This is a genomic window from Arthrobacter sp. D2-10, assembly GCF_054161285.1.
This window is the reverse complement of record NZ_CP096431.1, coordinates 2,468,323-2,494,563: the sequence shown is the minus strand read 5'-3', so window position 1 is coordinate 2,494,563 and position 26,241 is coordinate 2,468,323. Positions and strand designations below refer to the sequence as shown.

Here is a 26,241-nt window from a genome sequence, read left to right as displayed (position 1 = left end):
TACCTGGGTGTCACTCACTGCGGATCACCACATTCCGGTAGGCGGGGTTCGAGGACATCAGCTCCTGATGTGTTCCTTCAGCTCGGCGGCGGCCATCCTCAAGGAAGACAACGTGGTCCATGGCTCCGAGCATCAACGGGCTGGCAGTGACGACGACGGTGGTTGCGCCACCGGCGCCGCGCGCCCCTCCCAGCCGCTCAGCGATCCGCGATTCGGTGTGTGCATCGACCGCGCTCGTCGGTTCGATCAGCACGAGCGTCTCGGCATCGGTCAGTAGCGCCCTGGCGAGGACCAGGCGCTGTCGCTGTCCGCCGGAGAAGCCTCGACCGCGTTCCGTGACCATGGAGTCCAGGCCTGCATCCAGTCCGTCAAGGATGTCCAGCGCACTTGCCGCTTCCAGGGCCGCGAGGATTTCCGCGTCGCTGTGCCGCCCATGGGGATCGAGTTGGCTGCGCAAGGTTCCGGTGAACAGTTGCGGGTTCGCTTCGCTCACGACAATCCGGCGACGTACCTCATCGAGGGGAATCTCGTGCAGCGCTGCGTCACCCCAACGGACCAGTGCTTCCCTCAGCACGGCGTCGTCGAAACGGCCCAGCCGCACTGCAAGGTCAGCTGAAGCCGCGGGGTCGGCTGAAACCAGCGCGGTCAGCCTTCCCGGAGTGAGCACAACATCGCTCGAGGTGTCTACAAGGGGAGCGGGCCCGGAGGGAGCGGGGGCTGCGGCGTCGTCAGTGACGTTCGCGTCCACCGAAAGCACGGTGATGATCTTCCGGGCGCCCACAAGCGCGCGGATGGAGTGCGAAACCCCGTCAGCTGCGCTCCTGATGGGCGTCATCAGGAATATCGAGTAGCCGAACAATGCGACCAACTGTCCCGGCTCAATCGCACCGTCCAGGACCAGGGTGGCACCTACCCAGGTGAACACCACACTGAAGGCGCCGGCGATGAATACCTGCGAGGCTTCGAGGGTGGCCAGCGAGCCGGCAACCCGGATGCCGGCGTCGCGGGTTTCTGCGGACCGCGTCCGGTATCTGCCGACAAAAATGTGTTCGCCTCCGATCCCTCGCAGTACGCGGAGACCGGCAACCGTATCCGCACCAACGGCGGTCATTTTTCCTGAGGCCTCGCGCTGTTCGCGCTGCCGTGCCTGCAGCGGCCGCACCACGAAGAGCAGCAGCGCGCAGCACACCGGAACTCCGATGAGCACAACAACGGCCAGCGTCACCGAGCTCAAAGCGATCAGCGCACAAACCACAAGCCAGGACACGAGCGCTCCTGCGAGCCGGGCGGCTACATAGAAGATTTCGCCGAGCCGCATCGCATCCGATGCCGCCGTCGACACCACCTCCCCGGTGGAAAGCCGCTGCGGAAGCGCATCCCCGGTGCGGGTGATCTTGTACCCCACGAGACGGATCGACTTGAAGGCGGCCTGCATCCAATTGCTGATTGCAGCGCGGTGCGCGAGCATGCCGGCGAAGGCCTGGCCGATCGTAAGCGCTACCAGGATGCCCGCCCACAGGAACAACGCGTCCCAGTTCCGCCCGATGATGCCCCGATCGATGGCGCGGCCCAATGCGAAGGGGACCACCGCCTGCGCCACCATCAGGAGCGTTTCCAGTACGACGGCGCCGGCCAGCGTGCCCTTCTGCCTGGACGCAAGCCACACCAGATAGCGGGAGGGCGACCGGAGATTGGGGGGACCCGGGTCTGGGTAGGGATATGAGCGCACGACAGTCCATCGTAGCGACTAATCCTCCGAAGTGATAGACAATTCCCAATCACTTCTGGAAAGTGATATCCATCTCGCTTCGCGGGCTGCAATTCGTTCCGTTTGGACGGCAGCGAGTACCGTTAAGAAGTGTTGAAAACCGCGCTCAAGCCGCGATGGATCCTCTCCCTGGTCCTCGCCATGGCTATCGCCGCGCTTTTCGTACTGCTGAGCCAGTGGCAGTTTTCGCGGTCGCAGGACTCCGCTCCGCCGCCCCCGAGCACCACCGAGGTCGTCCGGCCCCTTACCGAGGTTTTCCAGCCCGGCGTGCCCATGACTGCCGGCATTGCAGACCAGATGGTCCGCATGGAAGGCACTTTCCTGCCGGACACCCGGGTGCTGGTGCAGACCAGGTTGCAGGGAGACCGCGACGGTTTGTGGGTGGTCTCTGCGTTCGAAGTAGACGGTTCCGGAGAGCCGGCCGCCGTGATTCCGGTGGTCCATGGCTGGATCCCCGATCCGGACTCGTCCTCCCAGGTTCCGGAAAGCGTCGGCGCGGGCATTGTCGAGGGACGGTTACTTCCTTCAGAGGCACCGGTGGTCCAGCGTCCTGTTCCCGGTCAGGTTCCTACACTCTCTGTCGCGCAACTCATCAATGTGTGGGACGTACCCGTCATGTATTCCGGCTTCGTGGTGTCTTTCGAAACCGCCCTGAACGGCAGCACCGCCCAGCCGGAGGCGCCTCTAGAAGCCGTCCGTGTCGGACCGCAGCCGCAGGAGACGCCGATCAACTGGCTGAACATCTTTTACGCCGTGGAGTGGTTCGTCTTCGCAGGCTTCGCCTTCTTCCTGTGGTGGCGGCTTGTCGCTGACGATCACCGGCGCACGCTGGAAGAGGAACTCGACCGGCACAGCGGCATCGACGACGCCTTTCCCAACGAATCCAGCCAGAACGAACCCACCACCGACGAGGTAAGAACGTGACCGAATCTGCACCCGCGAAGAGTCCGGCCGGCAAGCGCCGTTTCGGAGGAACCCACGCGCAAATCCTCTCAGCGCTCAGCTTCTATAAAGTACTCGCCTACGCCACCGGCGTCATGCTGCTGCTGGTCGTCGTGGAGATGGTGGCCAAGTACGGGTTTGGGGCAGAGATCATCGCCGGAGGATCAGCAGGAGCCCTTGGACTCGTCGAGGAAGCCCAGGTTGACGGCGCGGGCGGCTTCAACCTGTCGACGGCGGTCCTCATCGTCCACGGCTGGCTGTACGTGGTGTACCTCATCGCCGATTTCAGGCTCTGGCAGTTCATGCGCTGGCCGTTCTCCCAGTTCGTCATCATTGCCCTCGGCGGCGTGGTCCCGCTGCTGTCGTTCATCGTCGAGAAGCGCGTCCACCGCCGTGTCGAAGAAGAACTCGCCGCCCACCCCGAAGCAAAGACGAGGTACTGACAAGATGATGTGCAGCCTTACGCCCACTACCACTATTGTTGACGCGTGACTACCCCCGCTTCCGCTCCTGAACATCCGCCCGTACTCGTTGTCGATTACGGCGCGCAGTACGCCCAGTTGATTGCGCGCCGCGTTCGGGAAGCGGATGTCTACTCGGAGATCGTCCCGCACACTCTCAGCACTGAGGAGATGCTGGCACGCAATCCTGTGGCCATCATTCTCTCCGGGGGCCCGTCCAGCGTGTACGCAGAAGATGCTCCCCGCGTGGACCCTGAACTGTTTGACGCCGGTGTGCCCGTCCTCGGTATTTGCTACGGCTTCCAGGCCATGGCGTCTGCGCTGGGCGGTACGGTCGCGAAGACCGGCCTGCGCGAATACGGTTCCACCGACGTCACAGTCGCCAATGGTGCGCGGTCCATCCTCGAGGGGACTCCTGACCACCAGAACGCCTGGATGAGCCACGGTGATTCGGTGCATGAAGCGCCCGCGGGCTTCGAGGTTCTGGCCAGCACGGCAGGAGCGCCGGTCGCGGCATTCGCACATGAAGGCAAGCAGTTGTACGGCGTGCAGTGGCACCCCGAGGTCAAGCACTCCGCCCACGGTCAGCAGGTGCTCGAAAACTTCCTGTTCAAAGGAGCGCGCCTTCATCCCAACTGGACCACAGGCGACATCGTCGAGGAACAGGTCGAGCGAATCCGCCAGCAAGTGGGCGATGCCCGGGTGATCTGCGGACTTTCCGGTGGCGTGGACTCGGCTGTTGCGGCGGCTCTGGTTCAGCGCGCGGTCGGTGACCAGCTGACCTGTGTGTTCGTTGACCACGGACTGCTCCGTGAAGGTGAAGCAGAGCAGGTGGAGCGCGACTTCGTCGCCGCCACCGGTGTCAACCTCTACGTTGCGAACGAGCAGAAGCGCTTCCTCGACGCCCTTGAGGGTGTGGAGGATCCGGAAACCAAGCGCAAAATCATCGGACGCGAATTCATTCGCGCATTCGAAGAGGCTGAGCGCGCCATCATCGCCGACGCTGAGGCGCACGGGGAGAAGATCCGATTCCTCGTTCAGGGCACGCTGTATCCGGATGTCGTCGAATCCGGCGGCGGTGAGGGAGCGGCCAACATCAAGAGCCATCACAACGTCGGCGGGCTCCCGGAAGACCTGCAGTTCGAGCTCGTGGAGCCGCTGCGCACTCTTTTCAAGGACGAGGTCCGTGCCGTCGGCGCGCAGCTCGGCCTCCCGGCGGAGATTGTGGGACGCCAGCCGTTCCCGGGCCCGGGCCTTGGAATTCGCATCGTGGGGTCCGTCAACCAGGAGCGCCTTGAGCTGCTCCGAAAGGCTGACGCCATCGCGCGTGCCGAGCTCACTGCCGCGGGCCTCGATAACGAAGTCTGGCAGATGCCGGTCGTTCTCCTCGCCGACGTACGAAGCGTCGGTGTCCAGGGCGACGGCCGGACCTATGGGCACCCGATTGTGCTCCGTCCGGTGTCCAGCGAGGATGCGATGACCGCGGACTGGTCGCGGCTGCCGTATGAGCTGCTTGCCCGGATCTCCAACCGGATCACCAACGAGGTCGACGGCGTCAACCGCGTTGTCCTCGACGTGACGAGCAAGCCGCCGGGCACCATCGAGTGGGAGTAAGGCCGGCGCCCGCAACGGGCGTCGGTGAGGCACATGGACCGGCAGGTAAATTCCCGCCGGTCCGCGTTGCTTGCAGGGTCTGCGAGGCAGCGTCGGATAGCTTGTAAGACATGCCTATCTGGTCAAGATCAGGCCGTGAGGCCGTAGGGAAGAGGACAACCGTGCCGGAGCTGGATGCCGGGGACTCCGCTGAGGACTTCCTCATTCCGTGGCTGCGCAGGCTAGGTCCCCACGCAGGGACGGACACGCTGCTGCACTTCACGCCGTCGCGCTCCAACAGCATCGACCTGACCCATGCCCATCCGTCCGGTCTGGCGCAGCTCCTGGCCGGCCGGCGTACGCGGTTGTCAACGCTCCTTCGTGATTCAGACCAGTACGCCGCCGCCATGAAGGCTGCGCGGCTGCTGCGCGCCAAAGTGTATGAACTTGCCACTGAGCGCGGTATCGACGTCGGTTACCTGGCCGCCGGTACTGCCTCCTGGCGCACAGTGGACGACGACGGCCGCACAGACTCGCTGACCGCGCCGGTCCTCCTGACCTCCGTTGCGCTGACGGTGCACAGCTCCCAGGACGACTACGAGCTTCAGCTAACGGAAAAGGCCCGGCTCAACCCGGCGCTGGTGCGTACGCTGCACAAGGATCACGGCATCGACTTCGATCCCGACGCCGTTGCTCAGCTCGCCTACAGCACCGCGCGTTTCGATCCCCATCCGGTGCTGGATCGGCTCCGCGCACTGACCGACAACGTCCGCGGCATGACCGTCGAGCACCACATCCTCGTGTCGACCTTTGCGGACCTCGCCGACGTCGGAGCTGATACCGCAGTCCGTCCGGACCATCCACTCCTCGCCGCACTCATGGATGCGGCCCGTGAGGGTATCGACACTCCGTCCGGTGCTGAGGCGCCGTCCCGGGATACCCCGCTCGATGAGCGGCACCCGTCCACCGAATTCCTGATCCTTGACGCAGATCCCGGACAGCAGCGCGTCCTTGACGCTGTCGCCGCAGGGGGTTCCGTCGTCGTCTCCGCTCCTCCCGGGACGGGGCAGACCCAGACAGCCCTGAACACAGCTGCGGCATTGGCGGAGCAGGGCAAGAGCGTGCTCGTCGTCGCAGAGCGGCGGGGAACCCTGAACCAGTTCGTTCAGGAACTCGATGCGTTGAATCTGGGGTCGCTGGTGCTCCAGCTCAATGCGAACAGCAATCCCGCCCAGTTGAAGGACCAGCTCCTCCGGGCAATTGTGCGCAATGAGAAAGCCGTACAGCCCAAACTGGCGACGCTGCACGAGACCCTCGTATCGCATCGGCACAAGCTCCTTGATCACGTCCGATCGCTGCACAACGTGCGCTCACGGTGGGGGTGTTCGCCGTACCAGGCCATGCAGTCCCTCGCTGAACTCACGTCGCTGAACCCTGCCCCGGCTACCACCGTGCGTCTCAAGCGCAGCGTCATGGACAGCATTCCCAATCGCGCGGAGCTCACCGGTCGGCTCCGCCGGGCGGCCGAACTGGGCGGGTTCAGCCGGGAAGCTACGCAGAGTCCCTGGTACGGGGCAAAGCTGCGCAACCGCAAGGAAACCGAGCACGCACACAGTCTGGCGGCTGACCTGGCCCGGGACATCCCGCTGCTGCGGGAGAAAGTCCGGGCAGTAGCTGAACACTCGCACATCGAGCTGGGGACCACTTTCGAGGAGTGGGGCGGCCAGCTGGATTTGCTGGTCGCGGTGCGCGCCAGCCTCGACAAGTTCACCCCGGACATTTTCGACCGGCCGGTCACAGACCTCATCTCAGCGACCGCGCCCTCAGCCTGGCGGCGGGAGCGCACCATCGAGATGAGCTCGATGACTCGATCGCGTCTCCGCAGGGTCGCGAAGGAGTACATCCGACCCGGGGTTCATATTTCTGATCTGCACCAGTCCCTGGTGCAGGTGCAGGAGCAGCGCACGCTGTGGACCAAGTATGCGACGACCGAGCGCCACCCTTCAGTGCCCACAGGGTTGGCGGAGATCAACAGCTTCTATCGCTCGGTGGACACCCGGCTGAACGAACTCGCGTCCGTTGTTGCAGACACCCCGGGGGAGTCCAAGCTTCCCCGCATGCCGCTCGATGAGCTGGAGTCCCGCCTCGCTGAACTCGCCCGGGACAAGCAGAGCCTTGCAACGCTGCCCGAGCGCACGCTGCTCCTTGATGAGATGCGGGAAAGCGGCCTCGGGGAGCTCCTCGACGACCTCGCGGCCCGCGAAGTGGGTGCCCGCCAGGTTGGGGGAGAACTTGAGTTGGCATGGTGGCAGTCCGCACTCGAGGCAATGATCAGTGGGGATGATTACCTCGCCATGTCCGACGGCGCCAGCCTGCGCACCCTTGAAGCTGAGTACCGGCTCGCTGATAACGCCCATGTCGCGTCCGGCGCAGGCAGGATTCGTTGGGCGCTGGCTGAACGCTGGCGAGCAGCGCTGGAAACCATGCCGGCGGAAGCTGACCAGTTGCGTGAACTGCTGCGCGAAGGCGAGCCCGGGTTGGACGCGCTGTGTGTGCAGGCAGACGAGTTGGTTACTGCACTGATGCCCGTCTGGGCCGCCAGCCCGCTGGTGTTGCCCCTGGTCCTTCCGCAGGACAAGACATTCGACGCCGTCATCGTGCTCGATGCCGAATCGATCTCCCTGCAGTCGGTGGTGCCCGCTCTGGCCAGGTCGCGGCAGGTCATCGCTTTCGGCGACGACCGCCTCGGCGGACCCCGCAGCTTCACCGTCTCGGTCGAAGACGGGCGCCGTCACACGCCGGAGCACCTTCCGAGCGCCTACCGGGCGCTTGCTGCGGTGCTGCCCTCGCTCGCGCTTCGGGACGTCTATCGCGGGGTCGACAAGGAGCTCATCCGCTTCCTCAGCGAGCGGTTCTACGGGAACGAGCTCTCACGCCTGCCCTCCGGGTCGGAGATCACGGGCGTCGAGCGGGCTTTGACGGTCGAGTACCTGCCCGATGGAACGGGTATGCCAAGCTCGGATCAGGACGGCGTTGAGAGCGTCGCTGCCGAGGTCACCCGGGTTGTGGACCTGGTATTCGAACACATCCGCCGCCGGCCGAGCTTCTCGCTTGCAGTGGTCACAGCCAGCGCACGCCATGCGCAGCGCGTCGGTGAGGCTGTGCGGCTGTCGATGGCAGATGCGCCGTGGGCTGCTGATTTTTTCAAACCCGGCAACGAGTCCTTCCGGGTCGTCCCGATCGACCGCGCCGCCGGCCTGACCAGGGACGCCGTCATCTTCTCGTTGGGGTTTGGGCGGACGCCGCACGGGCGCGCGCTGCATAATTTTGGACCGCTTTCTGCTCCGGATGGCCGGGGGAAGTTCGTGGCGGCGATGACTCGTGCCCGGCACCGGTTGCACGTGCTTACCTGCTTCCGCCCCGAGGACCTCGATCCTGAGCGCTTGGGCCATGGCGCCCTCGACTTCTACGAGCTCCTGCGCCGGGAACTGTCCACGGATGCTCCTTCTGCCGGCAGCGGCCAGCAGGAATCGGCCAACGAGGATCCGTTGGTGGCGGATCTCGTGGAGCGACTCCGTCACCGTGGGGCAGCTGTGCACAGCAATTACGACGGCGTGCTCGACATCGTTGCCGCATCAACGGGTGGCGCGGGCAACGGGGAGGACGTGTTCGTTCAACCCGTCGCCATCGAGTCGGACGGCTCGGACCGCTATCGTGGCATGACAGTACGGGAGCGAAGCCGGATCCGTCCGCAGCTTCTGGAACGGATGGGCTGGCGCTACATGCCGTTGTGGACCATTGAAGTCTTCACTGATCCGGAAGGGTGTGCTGAACGAATCTCGGGATATCTTGGTCTGGAAGAGTCTGTCCGTCAGAATCCACTCCGGGCAGTTCAGGAGACGCCGGCAGGAAACGGAGACGCCATGGACAACGGAGCCGAGCAGGAGCAGGCCGCCGGGGAAGACCGGACTGCTGATCAGGCCATCGGGGAAGACAAAACTGCCGACCGTGAACCGAACGACACGTCGGAGGATGCTTCGGACGCCGCGAAGGCTCCTGCCGCAGTAGCGCAACCGAGTTCCGAAGCCACCACCAGCACTGCCCCGCACGGTGACGTTCTGCCACAGCGCGCGGCTGAGGATGACCCCCGATCGTGGAATGACGATGACGGCAACCACGAGGAGTGGTTGAAGGAGCAGAAGCCTCCGCACTGGAGCTAGCTCGCGTCGCCCTCCGCAGTGAGAACAAGGTGAACCTGGCCGGTGCTTGATGCACCGGCCAGTGCTGCTGCCTCGTCTGGATTCGCCGCGACAACCACAAGGCCGTCCTCAGACCCCGAGGGCGGTGCGAACGGACCGGCGCCGGGCTCATCCGATGTCCAGAGCACAGGAAGCCCGCGCGCCAGCACAGTGTTCTTTGCGGATGTCTCGAACCCGTTACCGGTACTGAGGACCACATCCACTCGCTGGCCCGGCGAGAGCAACTGCACCGTGGAGGCATCAGCGGGTCGGAGAGGGACAGCAACGGTACCTTTCGGGCTCCCGGCAAGGAGGCCTGCGCCAACAAGGAAATTCTGGGCCAGCACGTCGCCGGCGTAGACCGGGGTTGCCAGTTGCTGGCCGGCAACGAGCTCACGTGCTGTGAAGGAGTGCTCCGGGACGGCCGCTTCGGGCACCCTGACAAGAGCGAGCTGGTCCTCGGTAAGCACCGTGCCCACCGGCAGGTCCGTTGACGCAGCGACTACCTCCATCGTTGCCGGTTCGTGGGGCAGCAGCGCTTCCACGGCCACGCCTGCCGCCGCACACAGTGCGGCGGCAGCAAGAAGACGCCGTTTCCGAAAGATGAAGGCGCGAAATCGGCTTTGCAGAGGTTTGATGGCGGGAGCTGGCTTATTCATGAATCCAACGCTAGGAATGCCCTGGATCCGGCGCCGCACATACCGGCCTCATGTGGAAAAACCGCCCCGGGAGAACAGGCTGTGCAGGACAACCGGTCTTCCCGAGGCGGAGGAGTTTTTCGGCTCCGGGCGGCTTAGGCTGGAGCCGCTGCTGCGGGCGTACTCGTTCCAGTCTTGGTCCCGGAGGAAGCAGACGAGCTGTCCGCAGTGGACGGCGTCGAGGACGGCTTCGGTGACGCTCCGGTTTCAACCGACGAGGAGGTCGATCGCGAGTCGGTGCGGTAGAAACCCGAGCCCTTGAAGACGACGCCGACGCTGTTGAACTTCTTGCGCAACCGGCCCTCGCACTCGGGGCAGACCGTCAGCGAATCATCCGAGAATGACTGTTGGACATCGAAGGCGTGGCCGCAGTCCCTGCAAGCGTAAGCGTATGTAGGCATGGACAATCCTCCTGTGGGAAAGCTGTTTGTGGGCCGTGCCGGTGCCGTAGCCGATCAGAACTTGGCACTCAACCCGTCCGAGTGCCAATTCTACACTGCCCAGTGTCATGATGCCTATCAGCGCGGGGAAGAGTGGTACAGGCGAGCGGGAGTGAAGGCACCCGGCAGCGGCATGTCGAGCGGAGTGGCTTCAACGCTTCCGGCGGGCAGGATCTCCTCGTCGTACAAGTACCCGAGTTGTTGCACCTCAGGCTGTTCAAGCGTGAGTTGCGCCAGGAAACGGTCGTAATACCCACCCCCCTGACCGATCCTGTTTCCTCCTTCGTCCATGGCAAGGCCAGGAACAAGCACCAGCCGGAACGGCAACAGGGCCTCGAAATGGGAGCGTTCTCCGACAGGTTCCCAGAGCGGCGCCCGGGGGCTCTTGGCTAGCTGGACTCCGGGCCTCCACCGCACCCAGCTCAACTGGTACCGGGGTTCGCACACGGGCACCACGACGTCGTAACCGGCCTCGACCAGGGCAGGAAGCAGCACCTCGGTGCCGGGTTCCGGCGGTGTTGACAGGTAGGCGGCAATGACACTGCTTTCTGCAGAACTTTCTGTGGAATTCACCGCAGACGGTCCGGTGCGCAGCCAGTCGAGCACCTGACCAGCCAGCGCCGCTGCCGCGGCCTGCTGCTCCTCACCCCGCAGACGACGACGCCGCTCCCGCAGCGCGCGCCGTAATTCCTCCTTGAGGGCCGAAGAACTCGCTTGGGGTATTGACGATGGCGCAGACGGATCCATGCTGGCACTGTACAGGGACTCCGCTGCGTCGCACGTGCATCCATTGAGCGGTCGATTATGTAGTGTTGTTGCATGACTGAGCGACCAAGAGTGAACAAGGCCGTCATTCCTGCTGCTGGCCTGGGGACCAGATTCCTGCCTGCAACCAAGGCCATGCCGAAAGAAATGCTTCCGGTCGTGGACCGGCCGGCTATCCAATACGTAGTAGAAGAAGCTGTCGACGCCGGCATCAATGACATTCTGATGATCACCGGACGCAACAAGAGGGCACTTGAAGACCACTTCGACCGCGTGCCCTTCATTGAGCAGACTCTCGAGGACAAGGGTGATCTCGAGAAGCTTGCGTCGGTTCGCCGGGCTTCCGAACTGGGCGATATCCATTACCTTCGTCAGGGCGATCCCAAGGGCCTCGGCCATGCGGTCCTTCGCGCCAGGCTTCATGTTGGAGCCGAACCGTTTGCGGTTCTCCTCGGTGATGACCTCATCGACGAACGGGATGAACTCCTCGAAACGATGATCGACGTCCAGGCCAAAACCGGCGGCTCTGTCATCGCTCTTATCGAGGTCGATCCGGATCAGATCAGCGCCTACGGCTGCGCGGACGTCTCCTCACTGGAAGGGGAGGGCTACGTCAGGGTCAACAAGCTCGTCGAGAAGCCGTCGGTTGCTGAGGCGCCGTCCAACCTTGCAGTCATTGGCCGTTACGTCCTGCATCCCCGGGTCTTCGAAGTACTCGAAGAGACGGGGCCGGGCCGCGGCGGCGAAATCCAGCTGACCGACGCGCTGCAGACCCTTGCGGCCGCCGACGGGGAAGGCTCGGGCGTCTTCGGCGTCGTCTTCCGCGGACGTCGGTATGACACGGGAGACAAGCTGAGCTACCTCAAGGCAGTAGTAACTCTCGCTTCCGAGCGCGAAGACTTCGGCCCGGACCTGAGGAACTGGCTGCAGGAGTTCACTGACTCCATGGACGGCTAAGCACGGAAATGTGGGGTCGGTTCGCCTGGCCGGTCACCCTGGAAGCCGGCAACATTGTTCTTCGTCCGCTCCGTCATCGCGACAAGAGCGAGTGGACGAGGGTTCGCCAGCGTAACCTCGAGTGGCTTTCGCCGTGGGAAGCCTCCAACCCCGCTCCGGGCGGTTACCTGCCCACGTACCATGAGATGGTCCGTGCACTGAATGCCCAGGTGCGGGCCGCCTCGGCCATGCCGTTTGTCATAGCGGAGAGGCCCGAGGGCGGCGGCCGGCCGGAGATGGTCGGCCAGCTCACCGTTTCGGGAATGGTATGGGGTTCGGCGCTGACCGCCACTCTTGGCTACTGGGTGGACAAGGACCGGGCGGGCAGGGGAATTGCTCCCACCGCGGTCGCCCTGGTGACGGACTACTGTTTCTGGCAACTGGGCTTGCACCGCATGGAAATCAACATCCGGCCGGAGAATGCCGCGAGCCTGCGGGTAGTACAAAAGCTCGGCTTCCGCGACGAGGGAATCCGGAAGTCGTACCTCCATATCGCCGGCTCGTGGGCGGACCATCGCTCTTTTGCGTTGACTGCGGAGGAGACCCCCGGCGGCCTGTTGCGTCGGTGGCAGGAAACCGCGCCGCGGCTGTAGCCAAACTATTCGATTTACCCTCGGACACACCGCGGTCAATGAGGGACCCACGAGACATCTGCTCCTAACGTTTTGTAGGTGGACTTCTCTCTGAACAGCTCAGTTGTACTGGCGGCGATCGTCGGGCTCTGGCTCATTTGGGTTGCTCCATATTTGCTGCGAAGCCGGCAGCCTTTCCCCGTGGCCGGCCCCGTACATTCCGCATTCTCAGCCACGACAACCGGGGACGCCGTGTTGCAAAGGAGCGTCATGACCAGGTCCGCCGCCGACGATTCAGAGTCCGTGACAGGGCCATCGACCGCAGGGAAGGCAGGCGAGTCATCCCGGGTCGGAGGATCGGCCGCCAATTTCAGGATCCGCTGGGATCGAGTCGCCATTGCACTGGTTGGAGCGACGGCGCTGGTAATTGCTTTGGTCACCTCTGTGCTTGCCGTTGTGGGGCTGGTCGCTTCGGTGGTTCCCGTGTTCGCTCTCGTGCTCGCCATCGCGAGCGTTGTGACGCTTCGCACGTTGGCGGTGAGGGGCCGCCGTCGTACGCCGCAGCCGGACGCTGGCGCTCCGGAACGCATCGTGCGCCAGGAGGAATCCGATGCACCGGTAGTTCACCGGCCCACCACGCTGTTCAATGCGGAGGAATCCGAGGAAGCTGAGGACAAGAACGACGACGTTCAGGCGTCGGCTTCTGCGCCCGTTCAGTTCACGGCAGCCGAGTTGCGGGCCGCGGCCCTGGCAGTGGCAGCTGAAGCGGGCGAGAAGCCGGCCGGCACGGGCACGCCCTGGCAGCCGGTCGAAGTTCCGAAGCCCACCTATGTCGAGGCTCCCAAGGCTGATCGGGAGGATCCGGCACCGCTGGATCTGCCGGAGGCACCCAGGCCGCAGGCAAAGACCCCGATCAAGAACGCTGCCGTGGCTCCGAAGGCGGAAACGTCTGTGTCCGCAGCTCCCCGGATGAACCTGGACGAAGTCCTCCAGCGTCGTCGGGCGTAACTGCCGGACTCGGCGTTCAGTGTCCGAGATCGACGAACGTGCCTTGTTGGAAGGGCCGGCCATCGAGCCGGCCCTTTCTGCAGCGGCAGGTGCCCTGCTGGGTACCTTGGAGGCGTGGTCGCTGCGGGGGCTGCATCACCGGCCGGGCGCGGGTATTACGGGTATCTATGCTGTCCGATGCGCGGGCGCGGACGGTCTCTTCGACGGGTTTCTGTGCGTCAGCACGCGGAACATCGAGGGTGACTTCCGTCGTTCAGTCCGGCTGGAGGGGCCAGGCTCCATCCCGCTCCTGGTGTGGAGTCATCCCAATGATCCGCTTCTGCCGGATCTGCCGTGGGCGTGTGATGCGCCTTCTGTCGGCCGTGATCTCTTCGGGGTTCCCGCCGCCGCTCTCACGACTCTTGGGTACCGACCCATGAGGCGGGCCGTCCTGCGCGCCGAGGCTGCGGGGGAGCTCCGTTTCCTCAAAGTCGTGCAACACGGCCGTGCCGCCCTACTTCGCCACCGCCACGAGCTGCTTCACAACGCGGGCATCCCTGTTCCTCCGCCCGTCGACTCGCCTGCACACGATGTTGTCGTGACCCTGCCGGTGCCGGGTGTTCCGCTGGCTCAACGCCTCATGGTGAACGGCGCATCGGAGCTTGATCCCCGGGCGCTGGTCGGCCTGCTCGCACAGCTCCCGCCTACGGCGAGAAACCTTCCCGAGCGGCCGCCCTGGTCTGCCCGCGTCCAGGATTACGCGCGCGCTGCAGCAGTAGTGCTTCCCGCAGAAAACGAGCGGATCCTCGTCCTTGCCTCCCGGGTGGAGGAGATGATCCGTGCCGCTCCATCAGGTCCTGTGGTACCCACCCACGGGGATTTCTACGAGGGAAACCTCCTGGTGCGGGACGGCTCTATCACGGGCGTACTCGATCTCGACAGCGTAGGCCCTGGCCACCTTGTGGACGATCTGGCGTGTTTCCTGGCGCATCTTGCCGTTCTGCCGTGCGTGGACGCGCGCTACGCCGAAGTGCCTGCGGCGTTGGTTCGGTTCCAGCAGGCCTTTGAAGAGGTAACGAACCCGTTCGCGCTTCGGGCACGGGCGGCAGGAGTGGCACTAACCCTGATCGCTGGTGCGCGAAGGCCAGGGCAGGACGCCGTCAGCGGCACGTGGAGGGCCGACGCGTTGGGCAGACTGCGCGTGGCCGAGGACTTTCTGAAGCCGGGTGGGACTTCTCCGGCTTCGTGAGAGTTTTCTCATCGGGCTCTCCTCAAGTTCTCACAGTGGGGCGCCATGCTTGGAGCACCAGACCCGTGGCCCTCGCAGACAACAGGTTGTTCTGCAGGCCACCTCCCAAGGACCCGGGTGCGTTCCCCCAACCGCACCCGGGTCCGACCACGTCCGAACCCGACGAACCTATGGGGTGGCGGTATCAGGAATCGTCCGCAACCAGGCGGTACCCCATACCCCTCACCGTGGCGAATCGCTCGGCACCCAGCTTGTTCCGCAGGTAGCGCACATAAACGTCGACCACGTTGGAGCCCGGGTCGAAGTCGTAGCCCCATACGCGTGAGAGCAGTTGTTCCCTGCTGAGGACCTGGCCGGGATTACGCAGGAAGGCCTCGGCGAGTGCGAATTCCCGCGCGGAGAGATCCACTTCTTTCCCGTTGACAAGAGCCCTGCGGGACCGGAGATCCAGTTGGAGGTCCTTGTAGGAGAGCACGGAGGTGTCAGCGGATGGAGCTTCCTGGCGGAGCCGCAGCCTCACCCTCGCGAGCAGCTCCTCGAATCTGAAGGGCTTGGACATGTAGTCGTCCGCACCGCCCTCCAGGCCCGCTACTGTGTCGTCCACCGAGCTGCGTGCAGACAGGATGATGACCGGTGTCGTATTTTTTGACTCCCGTAACCGCCGAAGGACGGTGAAGCCGTCCTGGTCGGGCAGCCCGAGATCCAGCACAATCAGCTCGAAGTCTCCGGTTTGGGCGAGCTGATACCCGTCCCGGCCGTTGTCCGCGACTGTCGGAACATACCCGGCGGAGCGCAGCCCTTTCGCAATGAAGGAGCTGATGCGGTCTTCGTCTTCGACAATCAGGATCTGGCTCATGGCCGTTCTCCCCTTTCGGTCGAAAGGGCAGGCACAGCGGAAGGTGTGGTGGGGGAGGGTACGGGCAGGAGAGGGATAACCATGGTGAACGTGGCGCCCTTCCCAGGGGCTGATCTGAGCTCCACCTCGCCGCTGTGAGCCTCGGTGATCGCGCTGACTATCGTCAGGCCGAGTCCTGCTCCTTCGGTGCGTTTACCGCTGCGTCCGCGCTCGAAGCGTTCAAAAATCCGCTTCTGGTCCTCCCTGGCGATTCCTGAGCCTTCGTCACGTACCCAGAGGCGGATACAGTCGTGGTCCTTCCGGGAGCCGAGCGCAATGGTTGTTCCCGCATCGGTGAACTTTACTGAATTGGCGGCCAACTGCAGCCAGGCCTGCGTGATGCGGCGGGCGTCCAGCACGGCAATAGCTTCCGCACGTGCATCGATGATCCATCGTCGGGCCCCAAGGGTGCGGGCCTTGTCCATCACGTCGTCGGTCAGCCTGCCGAGATTCACCGGTTCCGGACGCACGAAATCGGGGCCCGCAATTCCTGCCAGGGTCACCAGGTCATCCACCAGTAGGCGCATCCTGTCGAGCTCATCCAGGGCAATGTCGCGAGCAGCCTCGACGTCGCGTGGATCCTGCGAATCCTGCAACTCCAGGTGCCCCTGCACAATGGTGATCGGTGTACGCAGCTCGTGCCCGACGTCGTCGAGCAGCCGGCGCTGGGATGTGAAGGACCCCTCCAAACGGTCGAGCATTGCATTCACGGTGCGTGTGAGGTCGGAGAGGTCGTCGTTGCCTGTCACCTCGATCCGCTGGGAGAGGTCCGTTTCCGTGATGCGTTTCGCCGTCGTCCTGACTCTTCTGATCGGATCGAGCAGCTTCCCCACCAGGAGGAAGCCGACCACTCCAATCAGCACCAGCGTGGCGAAGCTGATCAACGCGTAGGTGCCGAATGTTCCGTTCAGTTGTTGGTGCTCCGCCTCGGCATCGAACCCCAGGACGAAGAAGGTGGGATCGGTGTCATTGGCGAGCATCACCGGTGCCACCAAGACCCGATAGTTTGTGAAGGCGGTGCGCTTGGACTGTATGGTCACGGAATCCTGAGGCGCCTCATTGGTGACGTAGTCGACCAGCTCAGGGTCATCTTCGAGCCGGACTTCAACTTCTGCGTTCGCGTAGAAGATCACCTGCCCGTTCCGGACTGCCATCATTCCCTCGTTCGGTTGGGTGAGGGTCCGCTCCATGACGAGGTAGACCAACTGGTTTGCCTCCACGAACGGCTGCAGCGTGTCCGGGTCGATGCCGGTAGCGAGCAGGGTCTGGAACTCCTGGAAACTGCGCTCCAGCGAATCATCCATATCCCGGTTAAGATCGTTCCGCTGAAGGGCGAAGGCCGTTGCTCCTGCGAGCAGAAGACCAAGGGCGCTCAGCACCAGCATGGCCATGAGAACGCGGGCTCGCACCGACGAGTACCCGCGAACCGACTTTCGAAGTTGCGCCCACACGCTCGGCCGCCCGCCGGCTTCCGTGTCAACCTCGGATGACTCTTTCGCATCCTGCGGGACCTTGACCAGGATGGTCGGCTCCGCGGACATCAAGCGGTCCCTCCGGATGGGCTGGGTAGGCGGCGTGCCTTCGCGCGAGGGCGAGGCCTGCGGGCCGTCCGTCGGCGTTGGTTCGGCCTGAGTCGCAGGGGCATCGGGCTTAGTCATCGTCGAAGTCCCCTTCGTCCTCGTCCTCGAATTCAACGTCGTCGCCTGCCTCGTCATCGCCCCCGCGGCCGCGGCCGCGGTCGTCCTCCAAAATCACGGGCGGCGGCGCCGGAACAACGGCGGGGGGCGGTTCAGCTGCCGGCGGCGCGGTCGCACTGATCGTGGCATCAGGAGTGGGCTCAGGAGTGGGCTCAGGTGCCGGCGATGAAGGCACGCGGGACGGCGAAGGGGAAGGGGTCGGCGAGCTGGACGCGGTCGGTGAGGGGGTGGGAGAGAGGGTGCCGGGCGGCGCCGGAGACTGGGTGACGCTTACCCCCACGACCGGGCCGAGAATTTGCGGCGCGGGACTGCGAAGCGCGCCCACCATCGCCACACCCACCGCAACGACGGCGCCCGCACTGGCCGCCGTGATGAGCCAGGTGTGCAGTTGCGACCGTTTCATGCAACAAGTATCCCCACACATCATGAGATGCGGATGAGAACCGGTTGACACTTCTTGTGAGGCCGCCCATGCGCCCCGACTACTGCTTCTCCTGCGATTTCTCCGCCAACAAGCGATCCAGCAACGGTTCGACGCGATACGGGATGTGTTCGTGCAGCGCCAGTACGGTTTCTGTGCGGATCACGCCCTTGATGCGCAGTATCGACCGGAGGGCGGACTGCAATTGATGCGTATCCCGGGCAGCAACCCTGCACCATACATCACCGCGGCCGGAAATCTCGTGGACTTCGAGCACTTGTTCCAAGGTTCGCAACGCTGAGATGACACCGTCCAGTTCCCGGTGGTTAACCTCAATCGTCACGAAGGCGACGACGTCGTATTCCAGGCGCGCCAGGTCCAGTTCCCGCCCGCTTCGCCGCAGGATGCCGGACCTGAAGAGCCTCTGCATGCGTGCCTGCGCCGTGTTGCGTGCCATACCGAGCGTCTCGCTGAGCTGGCTGACCTGCGAGCGCGGGTCGCGAACCAGTTCACGCAGGAGCCGGATGTCTGTCTTGTCCAACATGCGGTCAACTCCTCGTTCAGCCCATCAGGGAGCCGGTTCTCCCGCAACTTTTGAGCACGATGATCAGAGTATGCCCGATCGAGCTTCCAGCCCAACCTCCAACCGTCACCATCAAGAGTAGTAATGGTAGGAAAGACGGAAGGCGAGCATGAGCGTCATCAGTGAATTGCGGATGCGCCCTGCGCTGGTCCAGTCCCCGCGCTGGAATGCCTCCACCCGCACGCGGCTGGCGCTCGCCGTCGTCGTGATGGCCACCCTGCTGGTAGGTGCAAACCTCGCGACGCCGCTCTATCCGCTCATTCGGGCCAACCTGCGCCTCACTGCCTTCGACACGACGGCGGCATTCGCTGCGTATGTGCTTGTCCTGGTCGCGGGCCTATTGTTGGTCGGCCACTGGTCAGATCACATCGGACGGCGCGCGGCGTTGGTCCTCGCCGTACTCACCGGAGTACTCGGAGCCGCCGTCTTCGGCAGTGCGACCACTCTTCCGATGCTTGTCCTCGGCCGTTGCCTTCAGGGAGCAGCGGTGGCGTGCGCTACCGGAGCAAGTTCGGCCGCGCTGCGCGACCTGTTGCCGCATCGCCCTGAATGGGCGTCGCGGTTCACGCTAGTCGCTTCGGCAGGGGGAGTGGCAGCTGGACCGATGATCGGCGGATTACTGTCTCTGCTGCCTGAACCCACGCGCCTGCCGTTCGGCATCTATGCGCTCTTCCTTGGGTCGCTCCTGATTCCCCTCGTACTCCTCGAAGCCCGGCCGCCCATCAAGGCGGCACTGCCGGAAAGGCCTCTGTCCGCCCTGAAGCCACGTCTTCCAGTGGTTTCCCGGACCGCACGCAGCGCGTTCTGGTCGGCCGCATGCGTCGGGTTCCTCAGTTTCGCCGTTTTCGGCTTCTCGCTGAGCCTGATGCCCACCTACCTCGCCGGTATCGCTGGAGACCTTGGCAGGCCTTCGCTGGGCGTGGTCGCCGGCCTGGTATTGGCGGCATCAGCAGCCAGCCAGTTGTTCCGGCAGGGCACGTCAGACGCGGCGAAGGCGGGCGTGCTGGGGTTGTTGGTGATGGCCGCAGGAGTTGCGCTCATTCCCATCGCCGGCAGTCTGGCCAGCGTCCCGCTCCTGATCTCCGCGATGGTCCTCGCCGGTGTGGGGCAAGGAGTGGCCTTCCGGACCGTCTTCAATGCGGTGGCACAGCAGGTCGAAGGTTCCCAGCACGCGCAGATCATCAGCACCGTCTACGTCATCACCTACCTGGGGAGCGCTGTGCCGGTGTTGGGCCTTGGCCTGGCAGCAGACGCCATGGGCTTATCCGGCGCGGTTGCGTTCTTTGCAGCGGGCGTTGCTGCAGCCTGTCTTTGTGTCGCCGTCTTCCTCTGGAGCAGCGCCCGCCGGAGCCGCCCGTAACCGCAAATAGTCCTTTGCAAACAAAGTGTTGCAAATAAATCTTTGCACGAGTACGCTCCTTCTATGGAGTCAGCAAAGCCGAACGACCGCACAGTCGACGTCAACGCCCTCAAAGCTCTCTCGCACCCGCTCAGGATGCAGCTCCTCGAGGCGTTGTCCCAGTTCGGTCCGCAGACGGCCAGCGCACTCGCCTCCCGCCTTGGGGAGTCGAGCGGTTCGACCAGCTACCACCTGCGGCAGTTGGCCAAACATGAGCTCGTCCGTGAAGTGGAGGGCCGGGGATCAGCGCGTGAACGCTGGTGGGAGCGGCCCCCTGGCGCTCTCAACCTTTTCTCGAGTGAGCTGGCAAAGGATCCCGGCGCCCGGGACATCGCAGCCATCGTCAATCGCGAGTTCAGCCACAACCGGGCTGCTCTCCTCGAGGACTATATGGAACGCGGGCCGATGGTGCTGCCCGAGGAGTGGCTGGACGCTTCAGTCATCTCAACGATGAACGCACGCCTCACTGCGGCGCAGCTCGCCGAGTTGTCCGAAGAGCTGATGAGCCTTGCTCGCAACCTCTTCGAGAAATACCGCCCGGACAGCAATCCTTCGCCGGATGCCAAAGCGGTACAAATTCACCTCAACACCTTTCCGATTATCCAGGGCCAGTTCCCTGAAGCATCCTCGCGAAAAGAGCACACGCCATGACTACGCTCACCGGACTCTGCCCAACCGTTCAACCCTCCGGCTTTGATGCCATGCTCATACGTGTCGGCCGCTGGCTGGTCAGCACGGGTGAGCATTTCGCCTCCCGGGAAAACACAGTCGCGGACCACTCCGAATATGAGGATCGGGTTCGGGATGGAATGGCCATCCGTCACTCTGGGCTGTGGATCTAGTCCGGAACCGGAAGCAGGCCCGCGTTGCCGTCCATACGATTGAAAACCAGAGTGGTTTCGGTGTGCCCTACCACCGGGTCAGTGGTGAGGTAGTCCAGCACCCAGTCCCGGAGCGACTCCGTATCGGGAACAGCGAGATGGATCAGGTAGTCAACCGAACCGGACACGTGGAAGGTTGCAACCACTTCCGGCAAGGCCGGCACACGGGACGTGAACCTGTCGATTTCCTCGCGGTTGTGCCCCTTCAGCTGCACGGAGATCAGGGCCTGCACTGAACGTCCGATCGCCGCCAGATTCAGCTCGGCGTGGTATCCGGAGATGACACCGCGTTCGGTGAGCTGGCGGGTCCTCAGCAACGCAGTGGAGGGTGCAACTCCCACCTTCTCGGCGAGCTGGGCGTTGGTGATCCGAGCGTCCGCCAGCAGTTCCTGAACGATGCGACGGTCCACCGGATCCAAGCCGTCCGGTCTGCCACTCTTCGCCATGCGGGTGCTCCTGACTCGCCTGTGGTGGTACCTGCGGGAATTCCTCCAGCCTACCGGCGGGTGCGTAACCTTGTGCCCATGCCGGACAAACCGTTCCCAGAAACATTGTTCACTGGCCCCGCCGCCGGAAAGGGCGGCGGTGCCGTTGGAATCGGCGTGAACGACGTCGTTGGTTTGGACATCGGAGGCACGAAGACTCACGGGGTCCGATGGAGCGGAGGGAAGGTTTCCGCTGAGGCGAAGAGCGGCAGCGCCAATGTCCAGAACGTCACCCAGGCGGAAGCAGCCGGCAGCCTCGCTGAGATCTTCGCAGCGCTCGGCGGTAACGTCCGGCGTGTGGTTGCAGGGTCCGGAGGTGTGGACACCGAGTCAGACGCCGCTGCACTGCGGGCACTGATCGCCGAGCAGGTGCCGGACGCACACATTGACGTGGTTCACGACACCCGCCTGATCCTCGCCGCCGGCAACGCCGCCACCGGCATTGCGGTGATCGCAGGCACGGGATCCGTAGCGTGGGGTCTGGATGCTGAGGGAAGGCAGGCACGATCCGGTGGCTGGGGCTACTTGCTCGGCGACGAGGGAAGCGGTTACTGGGTCGGCAGGGAAGCGGTGCGCGCCACCCTCCGGCGCTACAACAGGGCCGAACCGCTCGGCGTCCTGGGCGAGGCCGTACTTCAAGCCAATGAGGTCCAGAGTCCCGAGGAGCTCATCGCCCTGTTCCACAGGGAATCCCGCCGGCGGCATTGGGCAGGGCAGGCGCATCTCGTGTTTGACGCTGCCAGGGCAGGAGACCGCGTCGCTCAGGGCATTGTCGACGACGGCGTACGCCACCTCTGTGGTCTCATCACCGACGTCGGCTCCGTGCTTGCGATCCGTGGTCCAGTTGTCATCGGGGGCGGCCTCGCCGTGCACCAGCCGGCGCTGCAGAATCTCCTCACAGCAGCGCTCGCAGCGGAGGGTTTTGACGAGGTGCGCTTTCTCGACAGGGATCCGGTGTACGGCGTTGACTTCCTGTTGCGCAGCGGTGCTGTCTAGCTGCTCGGCACCCGCTCAGGTGTGACCTGGAGCCTGCGGGCGCCGTCGTCGTGGTGTCAGTCTGACGCCGGGAAGGGCGGGGGCGGGTATGCGCTCCCGGCCGTGCCCGTGTACGGTGCCGAAGCGCGGGTGCCCGTTCTCCCAGTCCTCGCGTGCCTGGGCGATCTCCTCGTGGCTCCGGCCCACGAAGTTCCACCACATCAGCAGCTCCTCCGTGAAGGGCTCGCCTCCAAGCAGCACCCACCGCGCACCGCTCGAGGCGTCCGCACGCAGGACCGACCGGCCGGTTCCCAGGTACGCCAGCGGTCCGGGACCCACAGACTCCCCGTCAACGGTGAGGGTGCCTTCCAGGACAAGGATGGCGTGCTCGAAGGTCTCCTGGAGCGGCAGTTCAATCCCGCCGCCGTCGTGTGACGTCAGCTCCGCCCCCACGAGGGGCGAGTAAACCGTAGCCGGGCTCGAGACCCCGGCAAGGGAACCCACGAGGACAACGCCGCGGAAGCCCGGGCCTGAGATGACCGGCAGGTCGGTGTGCCGCTCGAACGACGGCGGAGCGGAGGCCGCAGACGCCGGCAGCGCTACCCAGAGCTGGAGTCCGGACAGGGTTCCGCCCTCCGGGCTGAACTCGGAATGTGAAATTCCCGCACCTGCCGTCATGATGTTGAGCTCGCCCGGCCGCACCACGACGTCGGACCCGACGCTGTCCCGGTGATGCACTTCGCCGACCAGCGGCCAGGTCACCGTCTGCAGGCCGATATGCGGATGCGGCAACACCCGCATGGCTATCCGATCGGGGCCGAAGGAGTCCAGGAAGCACCAGGCACCCACAGTGGGCAGCGAGCGTTGGGGGAGCGTGCGGCGCACATTCATGGCCCGCACACCGCCGAGCGGAACCTCGCGGTCCGGTAGCAGTTCGACGGTGAAATTTTCCCTGGCGGCGGTTTCGCAGACGCTGGGTGCTGGATGAACATCCAGGTTACTCATGGCGCTCCTGTCCATCTGTCGATGGCATCAGAATACGCTCGTTCCGTGACCGGCCGCCCCGTTTAGACTGGGTCTCATGACTCAGGAGTGGGATACCCGGGTAGGTGCGTATGCCGTCGTCGTGCGCGCTGACCACATCCTGCTTGCGCACTGGAACGAGCGCGGCAGAGAGGCGTGGACACTGCCCGGCGGTGGCCTGGAGTTGGGGGAGGACGCTCCCACCGCAGCGGTCCGCGAGGTGCTCGAGGAGACGGGTTACGTCGTCGAACTGGATGAGCTCCTCGGAGTGGACAGCCTGCAGGTCCGGCCCGAAGACCGCCTGAACGGATCCGGCCGTCCCCTGCACGCGTTGCGGATCATCTACCGCGCCCACCCAGTGTCGGGCGAGCTTGTCCATGAACTCGGAGGTTCCACGGACGAGGCCGCCTGGGTTCCGCTCGCTGACGTGCCCAACCTGACCCGTGTCGACTTGATTGACAAAGCTCTGGAACTCTCTTACCAAAGTCCTGCCCGGGCGCTACGATGAGACCCTCTGTTTAAGACCTGACCGGTGGGTGACTTTCCACTTTGCCAGGCGAAAGTGAGTGCCCTCGGCGCTGAAGGAGGTGACGTGATGAACCCGGTTTCCGAAACCCCCGTCATGACTCACGCCTCCCGCCTGCATCTGCTCTGACCGCACAGTGCGCTGCGTGGAAGGCCCTTCCAGAGGACTTTCCCTTGAATACCCTTCTTGATTACGGCTTCACGGACCGCATCCGTGGTCTCTTCTCTTATTCCTTTCCATCACCCGATACCTCTAGCCCTGAGCCGGCGCGCGTCATCCGCGCGGACCGCGGACGGGTGCTGCTGATGACCGGCAGCGGTCCGTTGCAGGTCGAAACCGGTGCCTCGATCGTGACGGGGGACTGGGTGGCGCTCGCTCGCAACGACGACGACGGCGCCTTACCGCCCGCCGTCGTCGGCACCCTGCCGCGCTACTCGACCCTGCAGCGCAAGAGGGCCCATGATCCGCTGTCCGAGGCGCAGGTGCTGGGAGCCAATATCGACCTCGTCGGCGTGGTGGTGCCGATCGACCGTCCGCTGTCTGCCAACCGGCTGGAGCGCACCCTCGTTGCAGCCTGGGACTCGGGAGCGGTTCCTCTCGTCATTCTCACCAAGGCCGATCTGACCAGCCGCTTCGATGAGGTAGTCGCACAGACTGTGGAGCGTGCCCGCGGCGTGGAGGTCTTCACGACGTCAGCCGAGGCGGGTGACGGCCTTGATGCGTTGCACGCGAGGATCGGCAGCGGCAGCACCCTGGCGCTGATCGGTCCCTCGGGTGCCGGCAAATCGACGCTGATCAACGCGCTCGTCGGATTTGAGGCACAGCACACCGGTGACGTGCGGGCCGGCGACGGCAAGGGCAGGCATACGACGACGGCCCGTGAGCTCATCCCGTTGGGTGCGGGTTCCGTCCTGATGGATACCCCGGGCGTTCGAGGGTTTGCGCTGTGGGATGCCGAGGACGGGCTGGAGGCGGTCTTCGGGGATATCGAGGAGCTCTTCAGGAGCTGCCGGTTCAGGGACTGCGCCCATGATTCTGAGCCCGGCTGTGCAGTACGGGCGGCGATCGAATCCGGGGTGGTGGAGGAGCGCCGCTGGCTCAGCTACCGCAAGATGCAGCGCGAACTGGCCAGTCTGCACCGCCGGCAGAGTGTCGCGGAGCAGCGACGGCATGACCGGTCCTTCCACAGGATTGCGAAGGAGGCAGCCCTGGCGAAGGACTATCGCAACCGTTTCATCGAGGGGTGAGCTCCGACGTCGGGGGCCCGTGCGGCAGCTTCGGTCGGCAGGGAACCGGTTCCGTCTTAACGATTCGAGACAAAGTTCTTCACCGGCCCATACAACTGCTTGTGTGCAACGAACGCCTAGCTAGACTCAACAAGACGGTGTCCGCTGTGCGATTTCGCAAGCCGCGGGTACACACAATCGCCAGGGAGCGGCCACGGCCGGGCCTGACGTCGATGAAAGGTGTGGCTTCATGACTGGCGTGACTTCCGGGCCCGGTGCGGGTAGCTCAAGCTCTCCGGCGATGATCGAGTTCCGGAGCGTATCCAAGAATTACGGGGGCGGGACAGCCGCCGTCGAAAACCTCACCATGGACATCGACCGGGGCGCCATCACTGTCTTCGTCGGGCCGTCCGGATGCGGCAAGACGACGTCCTTGCGCATGATCAACCGGATGGTGGAGCCCAGCTCCGGTTCCATCCTGGTTGACGGCAAAGACGTCAGCCGACAGCGGGCAGCCGAACTCCGACGATCCATGGGCTACGTCATGCAGTCCTCGGGTTTGCTTCCGCACCGCACCGTGCTGGACAACATCATGACTGTGCCGCGGCTGAACGGTGTCCCCAAATCGACGGCCAGCAAGCGGGCGGCTGAACTGCTGGACGTCGTCGGGCTGGCATCGGTGCTGGGGAAGCGGTACCCGGGTCAGCTGTCCGGAGGCCAACAGCAGCGGGTGGGGGTTGCGCGTGCACTGGCGGCGGACCCGCCGATCCTGCTGATGGACGAACCGTTCAGCGCCGTCGACCCGGTGGTGCGCCACGAGCTTCAGGAGGAGTTGCTTCGGCTCCAGCGTGATCTTGCCAAGACCATCGTGTTCGTCACGCACGACATCGATGAAGCCACCGTCCTCGGGGACAAAGTCGCGGTATTCGCCACAGGCGGGCGCCTAGCCCAGTACGCCGCGCCCGAGGAGATCCTGCGGGCTCCGGTGGATGAGTTCGTGGCGGGTTTCGTCGGCAGGGACCGCGGGTTTCGCCGGCTGTCCTTCCAAGGCGGCGAGGGCGTGCAGGTCCACCCCGTTGAGACCGTGAGAGTTAGTCGGCTCGCCGATCCGGCTGTCGCCGTGGATTCCTCCTGGACCCTGGCTGTTGACGACGACGGACGCCCTCAGGGGTGGGTGCCGCGGGCCAAGCGGCACCAGATAACCTCACTCTCCGACCTCGTTCCCGGCGGCTCACTGTACCGACGCGGCGATTCCCTTCGCCGCGCGCTGGACGCGTCGCTGTCCGCGCCGTCCGGGCTCGGCGTGGCCGTCGATGACGACGGTCGCGTGATCGGCGTGGTCGAGGCTGCCGAAGTGCTTGAGCTCATCGAGGAAGCACGCCTCGACCGCGGCCGGGCTGACCACAACACGGCGGTCTGAC

The 26,241-nt window shown here is 64.5% G+C and carries 25 protein-coding genes; 15 read left to right on the top strand and 10 right to left on the bottom strand.

What is annotated here, in order from left to right:
- Positions 1-10: 10 nt before the first annotated feature.
- Entirely contained in the window at positions 11-1,729 is a 1,719-nt protein-coding gene (locus tag M1D74_RS11615) for an ABC transporter transmembrane domain-containing protein (RefSeq protein WP_458115414.1), read from the bottom strand.
- 129 nt (positions 1,730-1,858) lie between these two features.
- Between M1D74_RS11615 and M1D74_RS11610 the strand changes: the two genes are divergently transcribed.
- The 4 genes from M1D74_RS11610 to M1D74_RS11595 all read left to right on the top strand — a co-directional run bounded on the left by M1D74_RS11610 (position 1,859) and on the right by M1D74_RS11595 (position 8,984).
- The gene (locus tag M1D74_RS11610; RefSeq protein ID WP_309071540.1) at positions 1,859-2,692 is read left to right on the top strand and encodes an SURF1 family protein; all 834 of its coding nucleotides are present in this window, start codon (positions 1,859-1,861) and stop codon (positions 2,690-2,692) included.
- Positions 2,689-3,153: a DUF3817 domain-containing protein gene (locus M1D74_RS11605; RefSeq protein ID WP_309071539.1), complete on the top strand. Its 465-nt coding sequence runs from the start codon at positions 2,689-2,691 to the stop codon at positions 3,151-3,153. The genes M1D74_RS11610 and M1D74_RS11605 overlap by 4 nt, the downstream gene beginning before the upstream one ends.
- A 45-nt stretch (positions 3,154-3,198) precedes the next feature.
- The gene (gene guaA, locus M1D74_RS11600) at positions 3,199-4,785 is read left to right on the top strand and encodes a glutamine-hydrolyzing GMP synthase (protein ID WP_309071538.1); all 1,587 of its coding nucleotides are present in this window, start codon (positions 3,199-3,201) and stop codon (positions 4,783-4,785) included.
- Positions 4,786-4,895: 110 nt separating this feature from the next.
- Entirely contained in the window at positions 4,896-8,984 is a 4,089-nt protein-coding gene (locus M1D74_RS11595) for a DUF4011 domain-containing protein (RefSeq protein WP_458115413.1), read from the top strand.
- Here M1D74_RS11595 and cpaB read toward each other — a convergent pair.
- From cpaB to M1D74_RS11580, 3 genes are all read right to left on the bottom strand, one after another.
- Entirely contained in the window at positions 8,981-9,661 is a 681-nt protein-coding gene (gene cpaB / locus M1D74_RS11590) for a Flp pilus assembly protein CpaB (protein ID WP_309071495.1), read from the bottom strand. The genes M1D74_RS11595 and cpaB overlap by 4 nt on opposite strands.
- Before the next feature lie 134 nt (positions 9,662-9,795).
- Positions 9,796-10,101 (bottom strand): FmdB family zinc ribbon protein, encoded by a 306-nt coding sequence (locus M1D74_RS11585; RefSeq protein WP_458115412.1) that lies wholly within the window; start codon positions 10,099-10,101, stop codon positions 9,796-9,798.
- A 117-nt stretch (positions 10,102-10,218) separates the two neighbouring features.
- Positions 10,219-10,887 (bottom strand): 5-formyltetrahydrofolate cyclo-ligase, encoded by a 669-nt coding sequence (locus M1D74_RS11580; protein ID WP_458115411.1) that lies wholly within the window; start codon positions 10,885-10,887, stop codon positions 10,219-10,221.
- Positions 10,888-10,959: 72 nt separating this feature from the next.
- On the opposite strand from M1D74_RS11580, the gene galU reads away from it, so the two are divergent.
- The 4 genes from galU to M1D74_RS11560 all read left to right on the top strand — a co-directional run bounded on the left by galU (position 10,960) and on the right by M1D74_RS11560 (position 14,709).
- Positions 10,960-11,862 carry a UTP--glucose-1-phosphate uridylyltransferase GalU gene (gene galU / locus M1D74_RS11575; protein WP_458115410.1) on the top strand — a complete coding sequence of 301 codons (903 nt, stop codon included), beginning with the start codon at positions 10,960-10,962 and terminating at the stop codon, positions 11,860-11,862.
- 8 nt (positions 11,863-11,870) lie between these two features.
- Positions 11,871-12,494 carry a GNAT family N-acetyltransferase gene (locus M1D74_RS11570; RefSeq protein ID WP_309124356.1) on the top strand — a complete coding sequence of 208 codons (624 nt, stop codon included), beginning with the start codon at positions 11,871-11,873 and terminating at the stop codon, positions 12,492-12,494.
- 249 nt (positions 12,495-12,743) lie between these two features.
- Positions 12,744-13,481, top strand: a complete 738-nt coding sequence (locus tag M1D74_RS11565; RefSeq protein WP_458115409.1) for a hypothetical protein — start codon at positions 12,744-12,746, stop codon at positions 13,479-13,481.
- Between the two features lie 19 nt (positions 13,482-13,500).
- Positions 13,501-14,709 (top strand): phosphotransferase, encoded by a 1,209-nt coding sequence (locus M1D74_RS11560; protein ID WP_458115408.1) that lies wholly within the window; start codon positions 13,501-13,503, stop codon positions 14,707-14,709.
- 184 nt (positions 14,710-14,893) lie between these two features.
- Here M1D74_RS11560 and M1D74_RS11555 read toward each other — a convergent pair whose 3' ends face one another.
- The 4 genes from M1D74_RS11555 to M1D74_RS11540 form a co-directional block, all read right to left on the bottom strand.
- Positions 14,894-15,565 carry a response regulator transcription factor gene (locus M1D74_RS11555; protein ID WP_309071488.1) on the bottom strand — a complete coding sequence of 224 codons (672 nt, stop codon included), beginning with the start codon at positions 15,563-15,565 and terminating at the stop codon, positions 14,894-14,896.
- Entirely contained in the window at positions 15,562-17,262 is a 1,701-nt protein-coding gene (locus tag M1D74_RS11550) for an ATP-binding protein (RefSeq protein WP_458115407.1), read from the bottom strand. The genes M1D74_RS11555 and M1D74_RS11550 overlap by 4 nt, the downstream gene beginning before the upstream one ends.
- A complete protein-coding gene (locus tag M1D74_RS11545; protein ID WP_458115406.1) occupies positions 17,255-17,704 on the bottom strand; it encodes a hypothetical protein in 450 nt (149 codons plus the stop codon). The genes M1D74_RS11550 and M1D74_RS11545 overlap by 8 nt, the downstream gene beginning before the upstream one ends.
- A gap of 79 nt (positions 17,705-17,783) precedes the next feature.
- Positions 17,784-18,266: an Lrp/AsnC family transcriptional regulator gene (locus M1D74_RS11540; protein WP_309071485.1), complete on the bottom strand. Its 483-nt coding sequence runs from the start codon at positions 18,264-18,266 to the stop codon at positions 17,784-17,786.
- 148 nt (positions 18,267-18,414) lie between these two features.
- Between M1D74_RS11540 and M1D74_RS11535 the strand changes: the two genes are divergently transcribed.
- From M1D74_RS11535 to M1D74_RS11525, 3 genes are all read left to right on the top strand, one after another.
- Positions 18,415-19,665 (top strand): MFS transporter, encoded by a 1,251-nt coding sequence (locus M1D74_RS11535; RefSeq protein WP_458115405.1) that lies wholly within the window; start codon positions 18,415-18,417, stop codon positions 19,663-19,665.
- Positions 19,666-19,728: 63 nt separating this feature from the next.
- Positions 19,729-20,355 (top strand): ArsR/SmtB family transcription factor, encoded by a 627-nt coding sequence (locus M1D74_RS11530; protein ID WP_458115404.1) that lies wholly within the window; start codon positions 19,729-19,731, stop codon positions 20,353-20,355.
- Entirely contained in the window at positions 20,352-20,546 is a 195-nt protein-coding gene (locus tag M1D74_RS11525) for a hypothetical protein (protein WP_458115403.1), read from the top strand. The genes M1D74_RS11530 and M1D74_RS11525 overlap by 4 nt, the downstream gene beginning before the upstream one ends.
- Here the strand turns inward: M1D74_RS11525 and M1D74_RS11520 are convergent.
- Positions 20,543-21,031: an Lrp/AsnC family transcriptional regulator gene (locus tag M1D74_RS11520; RefSeq protein ID WP_309071481.1), complete on the bottom strand. Its 489-nt coding sequence runs from the start codon at positions 21,029-21,031 to the stop codon at positions 20,543-20,545. The genes M1D74_RS11525 and M1D74_RS11520 overlap by 4 nt on opposite strands.
- A 78-nt stretch (positions 21,032-21,109) precedes the next feature.
- Between M1D74_RS11520 and M1D74_RS11515 the strand changes: the two genes are divergently transcribed.
- Complete coding sequence (locus tag M1D74_RS11515) at positions 21,110-22,066, top strand: N-acetylglucosamine kinase (protein ID WP_458115402.1); 957 nt, start codon at positions 21,110-21,112, stop codon at positions 22,064-22,066.
- 15 nt (positions 22,067-22,081) lie between these two features.
- On the opposite strand, the gene M1D74_RS11510 is transcribed toward M1D74_RS11515, so the two are convergent.
- Positions 22,082-23,050: a pirin family protein gene (locus M1D74_RS11510; protein ID WP_458115401.1), complete on the bottom strand. Its 969-nt coding sequence runs from the start codon at positions 23,048-23,050 to the stop codon at positions 22,082-22,084.
- A 76-nt stretch (positions 23,051-23,126) separates the two neighbouring features.
- Between M1D74_RS11510 and M1D74_RS11505 the strand changes: the two genes are divergently transcribed.
- From M1D74_RS11505 to M1D74_RS11495, 3 genes are all read left to right on the top strand, one after another.
- Complete coding sequence (locus M1D74_RS11505) at positions 23,127-23,576, top strand: NUDIX hydrolase (RefSeq protein ID WP_458115400.1); 450 nt, start codon at positions 23,127-23,129, stop codon at positions 23,574-23,576.
- A 191-nt stretch (positions 23,577-23,767) separates the two neighbouring features.
- Complete coding sequence (gene rsgA, locus M1D74_RS11500; RefSeq protein WP_458115399.1) at positions 23,768-24,841, top strand: ribosome small subunit-dependent GTPase A; 1,074 nt, start codon at positions 23,768-23,770, stop codon at positions 24,839-24,841.
- Positions 24,842-25,121: 280 nt separating this feature from the next.
- Complete coding sequence (locus M1D74_RS11495; protein WP_309071497.1) at positions 25,122-26,240, top strand: ABC transporter ATP-binding protein; 1,119 nt, start codon at positions 25,122-25,124, stop codon at positions 26,238-26,240.
- The last annotated feature ends 1 nt before the right edge of the window (position 26,241 follow it).

Excerpts from the sequence above, each read along its gene's own strand:
- M1D74_RS11510 (WP_458115401.1), bottom strand. The coding sequence starts at position 23,050 with ATGAGTAACCTGGATGTTCATCCAGCACCCAGCGTCTGCGAAACCGCC.
- M1D74_RS11505 (WP_458115400.1), top strand. The coding sequence starts at position 23,127 with ATGACTCAGGAGTGGGATACCCGGGTAGGTGCGTATGCCGTCGTCGTG.
- M1D74_RS11520 (WP_309071481.1), bottom strand. The coding sequence starts at position 21,031 with ATGGCGAAGAGTGGCAGACCGGACGGCTTGGATCCGGTGGACCGTCGC.
- M1D74_RS11580 (WP_458115411.1), bottom strand. The coding sequence starts at position 10,887 with ATGGATCCGTCTGCGCCATCGTCAATACCCCAAGCGAGTTCTTCGGCC.
- M1D74_RS11585 (WP_458115412.1), bottom strand. The coding sequence starts at position 10,101 with ATGCCTACATACGCTTACGCTTGCAGGGACTGCGGCCACGCCTTCGAT.
- M1D74_RS11555 (WP_309071488.1), bottom strand. The coding sequence starts at position 15,565 with ATGAGCCAGATCCTGATTGTCGAAGACGAAGACCGCATCAGCTCCTTC.
- M1D74_RS11530 (WP_458115404.1), top strand. The coding sequence starts at position 19,729 with ATGGAGTCAGCAAAGCCGAACGACCGCACAGTCGACGTCAACGCCCTC.
- M1D74_RS11550 (WP_458115407.1), bottom strand. The coding sequence starts at position 17,262 with ATGACTAAGCCCGATGCCCCTGCGACTCAGGCCGAACCAACGCCGACG.
- galU (WP_458115410.1), top strand. The coding sequence starts at position 10,960 with ATGACTGAGCGACCAAGAGTGAACAAGGCCGTCATTCCTGCTGCTGGC.
- M1D74_RS11515 (WP_458115402.1), top strand. The coding sequence starts at position 21,110 with ATGCCGGACAAACCGTTCCCAGAAACATTGTTCACTGGCCCCGCCGCC.
- M1D74_RS11565 (WP_458115409.1), top strand. The coding sequence starts at position 12,744 with ATGACCAGGTCCGCCGCCGACGATTCAGAGTCCGTGACAGGGCCATCG.
- M1D74_RS11535 (WP_458115405.1), top strand. The coding sequence starts at position 18,415 with ATGAGCGTCATCAGTGAATTGCGGATGCGCCCTGCGCTGGTCCAGTCC.
- M1D74_RS11540 (WP_309071485.1), bottom strand. The coding sequence starts at position 18,266 with ATGTTGGACAAGACAGACATCCGGCTCCTGCGTGAACTGGTTCGCGAC.
- M1D74_RS11525 (WP_458115403.1), top strand. The coding sequence starts at position 20,352 with ATGACTACGCTCACCGGACTCTGCCCAACCGTTCAACCCTCCGGCTTT.
- M1D74_RS11595 (WP_458115413.1), top strand. The coding sequence starts at position 4,896 with ATGCCTATCTGGTCAAGATCAGGCCGTGAGGCCGTAGGGAAGAGGACA.
- M1D74_RS11495 (WP_309071497.1), top strand. The coding sequence starts at position 25,122 with ATGATCGAGTTCCGGAGCGTATCCAAGAATTACGGGGGCGGGACAGCC.
- M1D74_RS11570 (WP_309124356.1), top strand. The coding sequence starts at position 11,871 with ATGTGGGGTCGGTTCGCCTGGCCGGTCACCCTGGAAGCCGGCAACATT.
- cpaB (WP_309071495.1), bottom strand. The coding sequence starts at position 9,661 with ATGAATAAGCCAGCTCCCGCCATCAAACCTCTGCAAAGCCGATTTCGC.
- M1D74_RS11545 (WP_458115406.1), bottom strand. The coding sequence starts at position 17,704 with ATGAAACGGTCGCAACTGCACACCTGGCTCATCACGGCGGCCAGTGCG.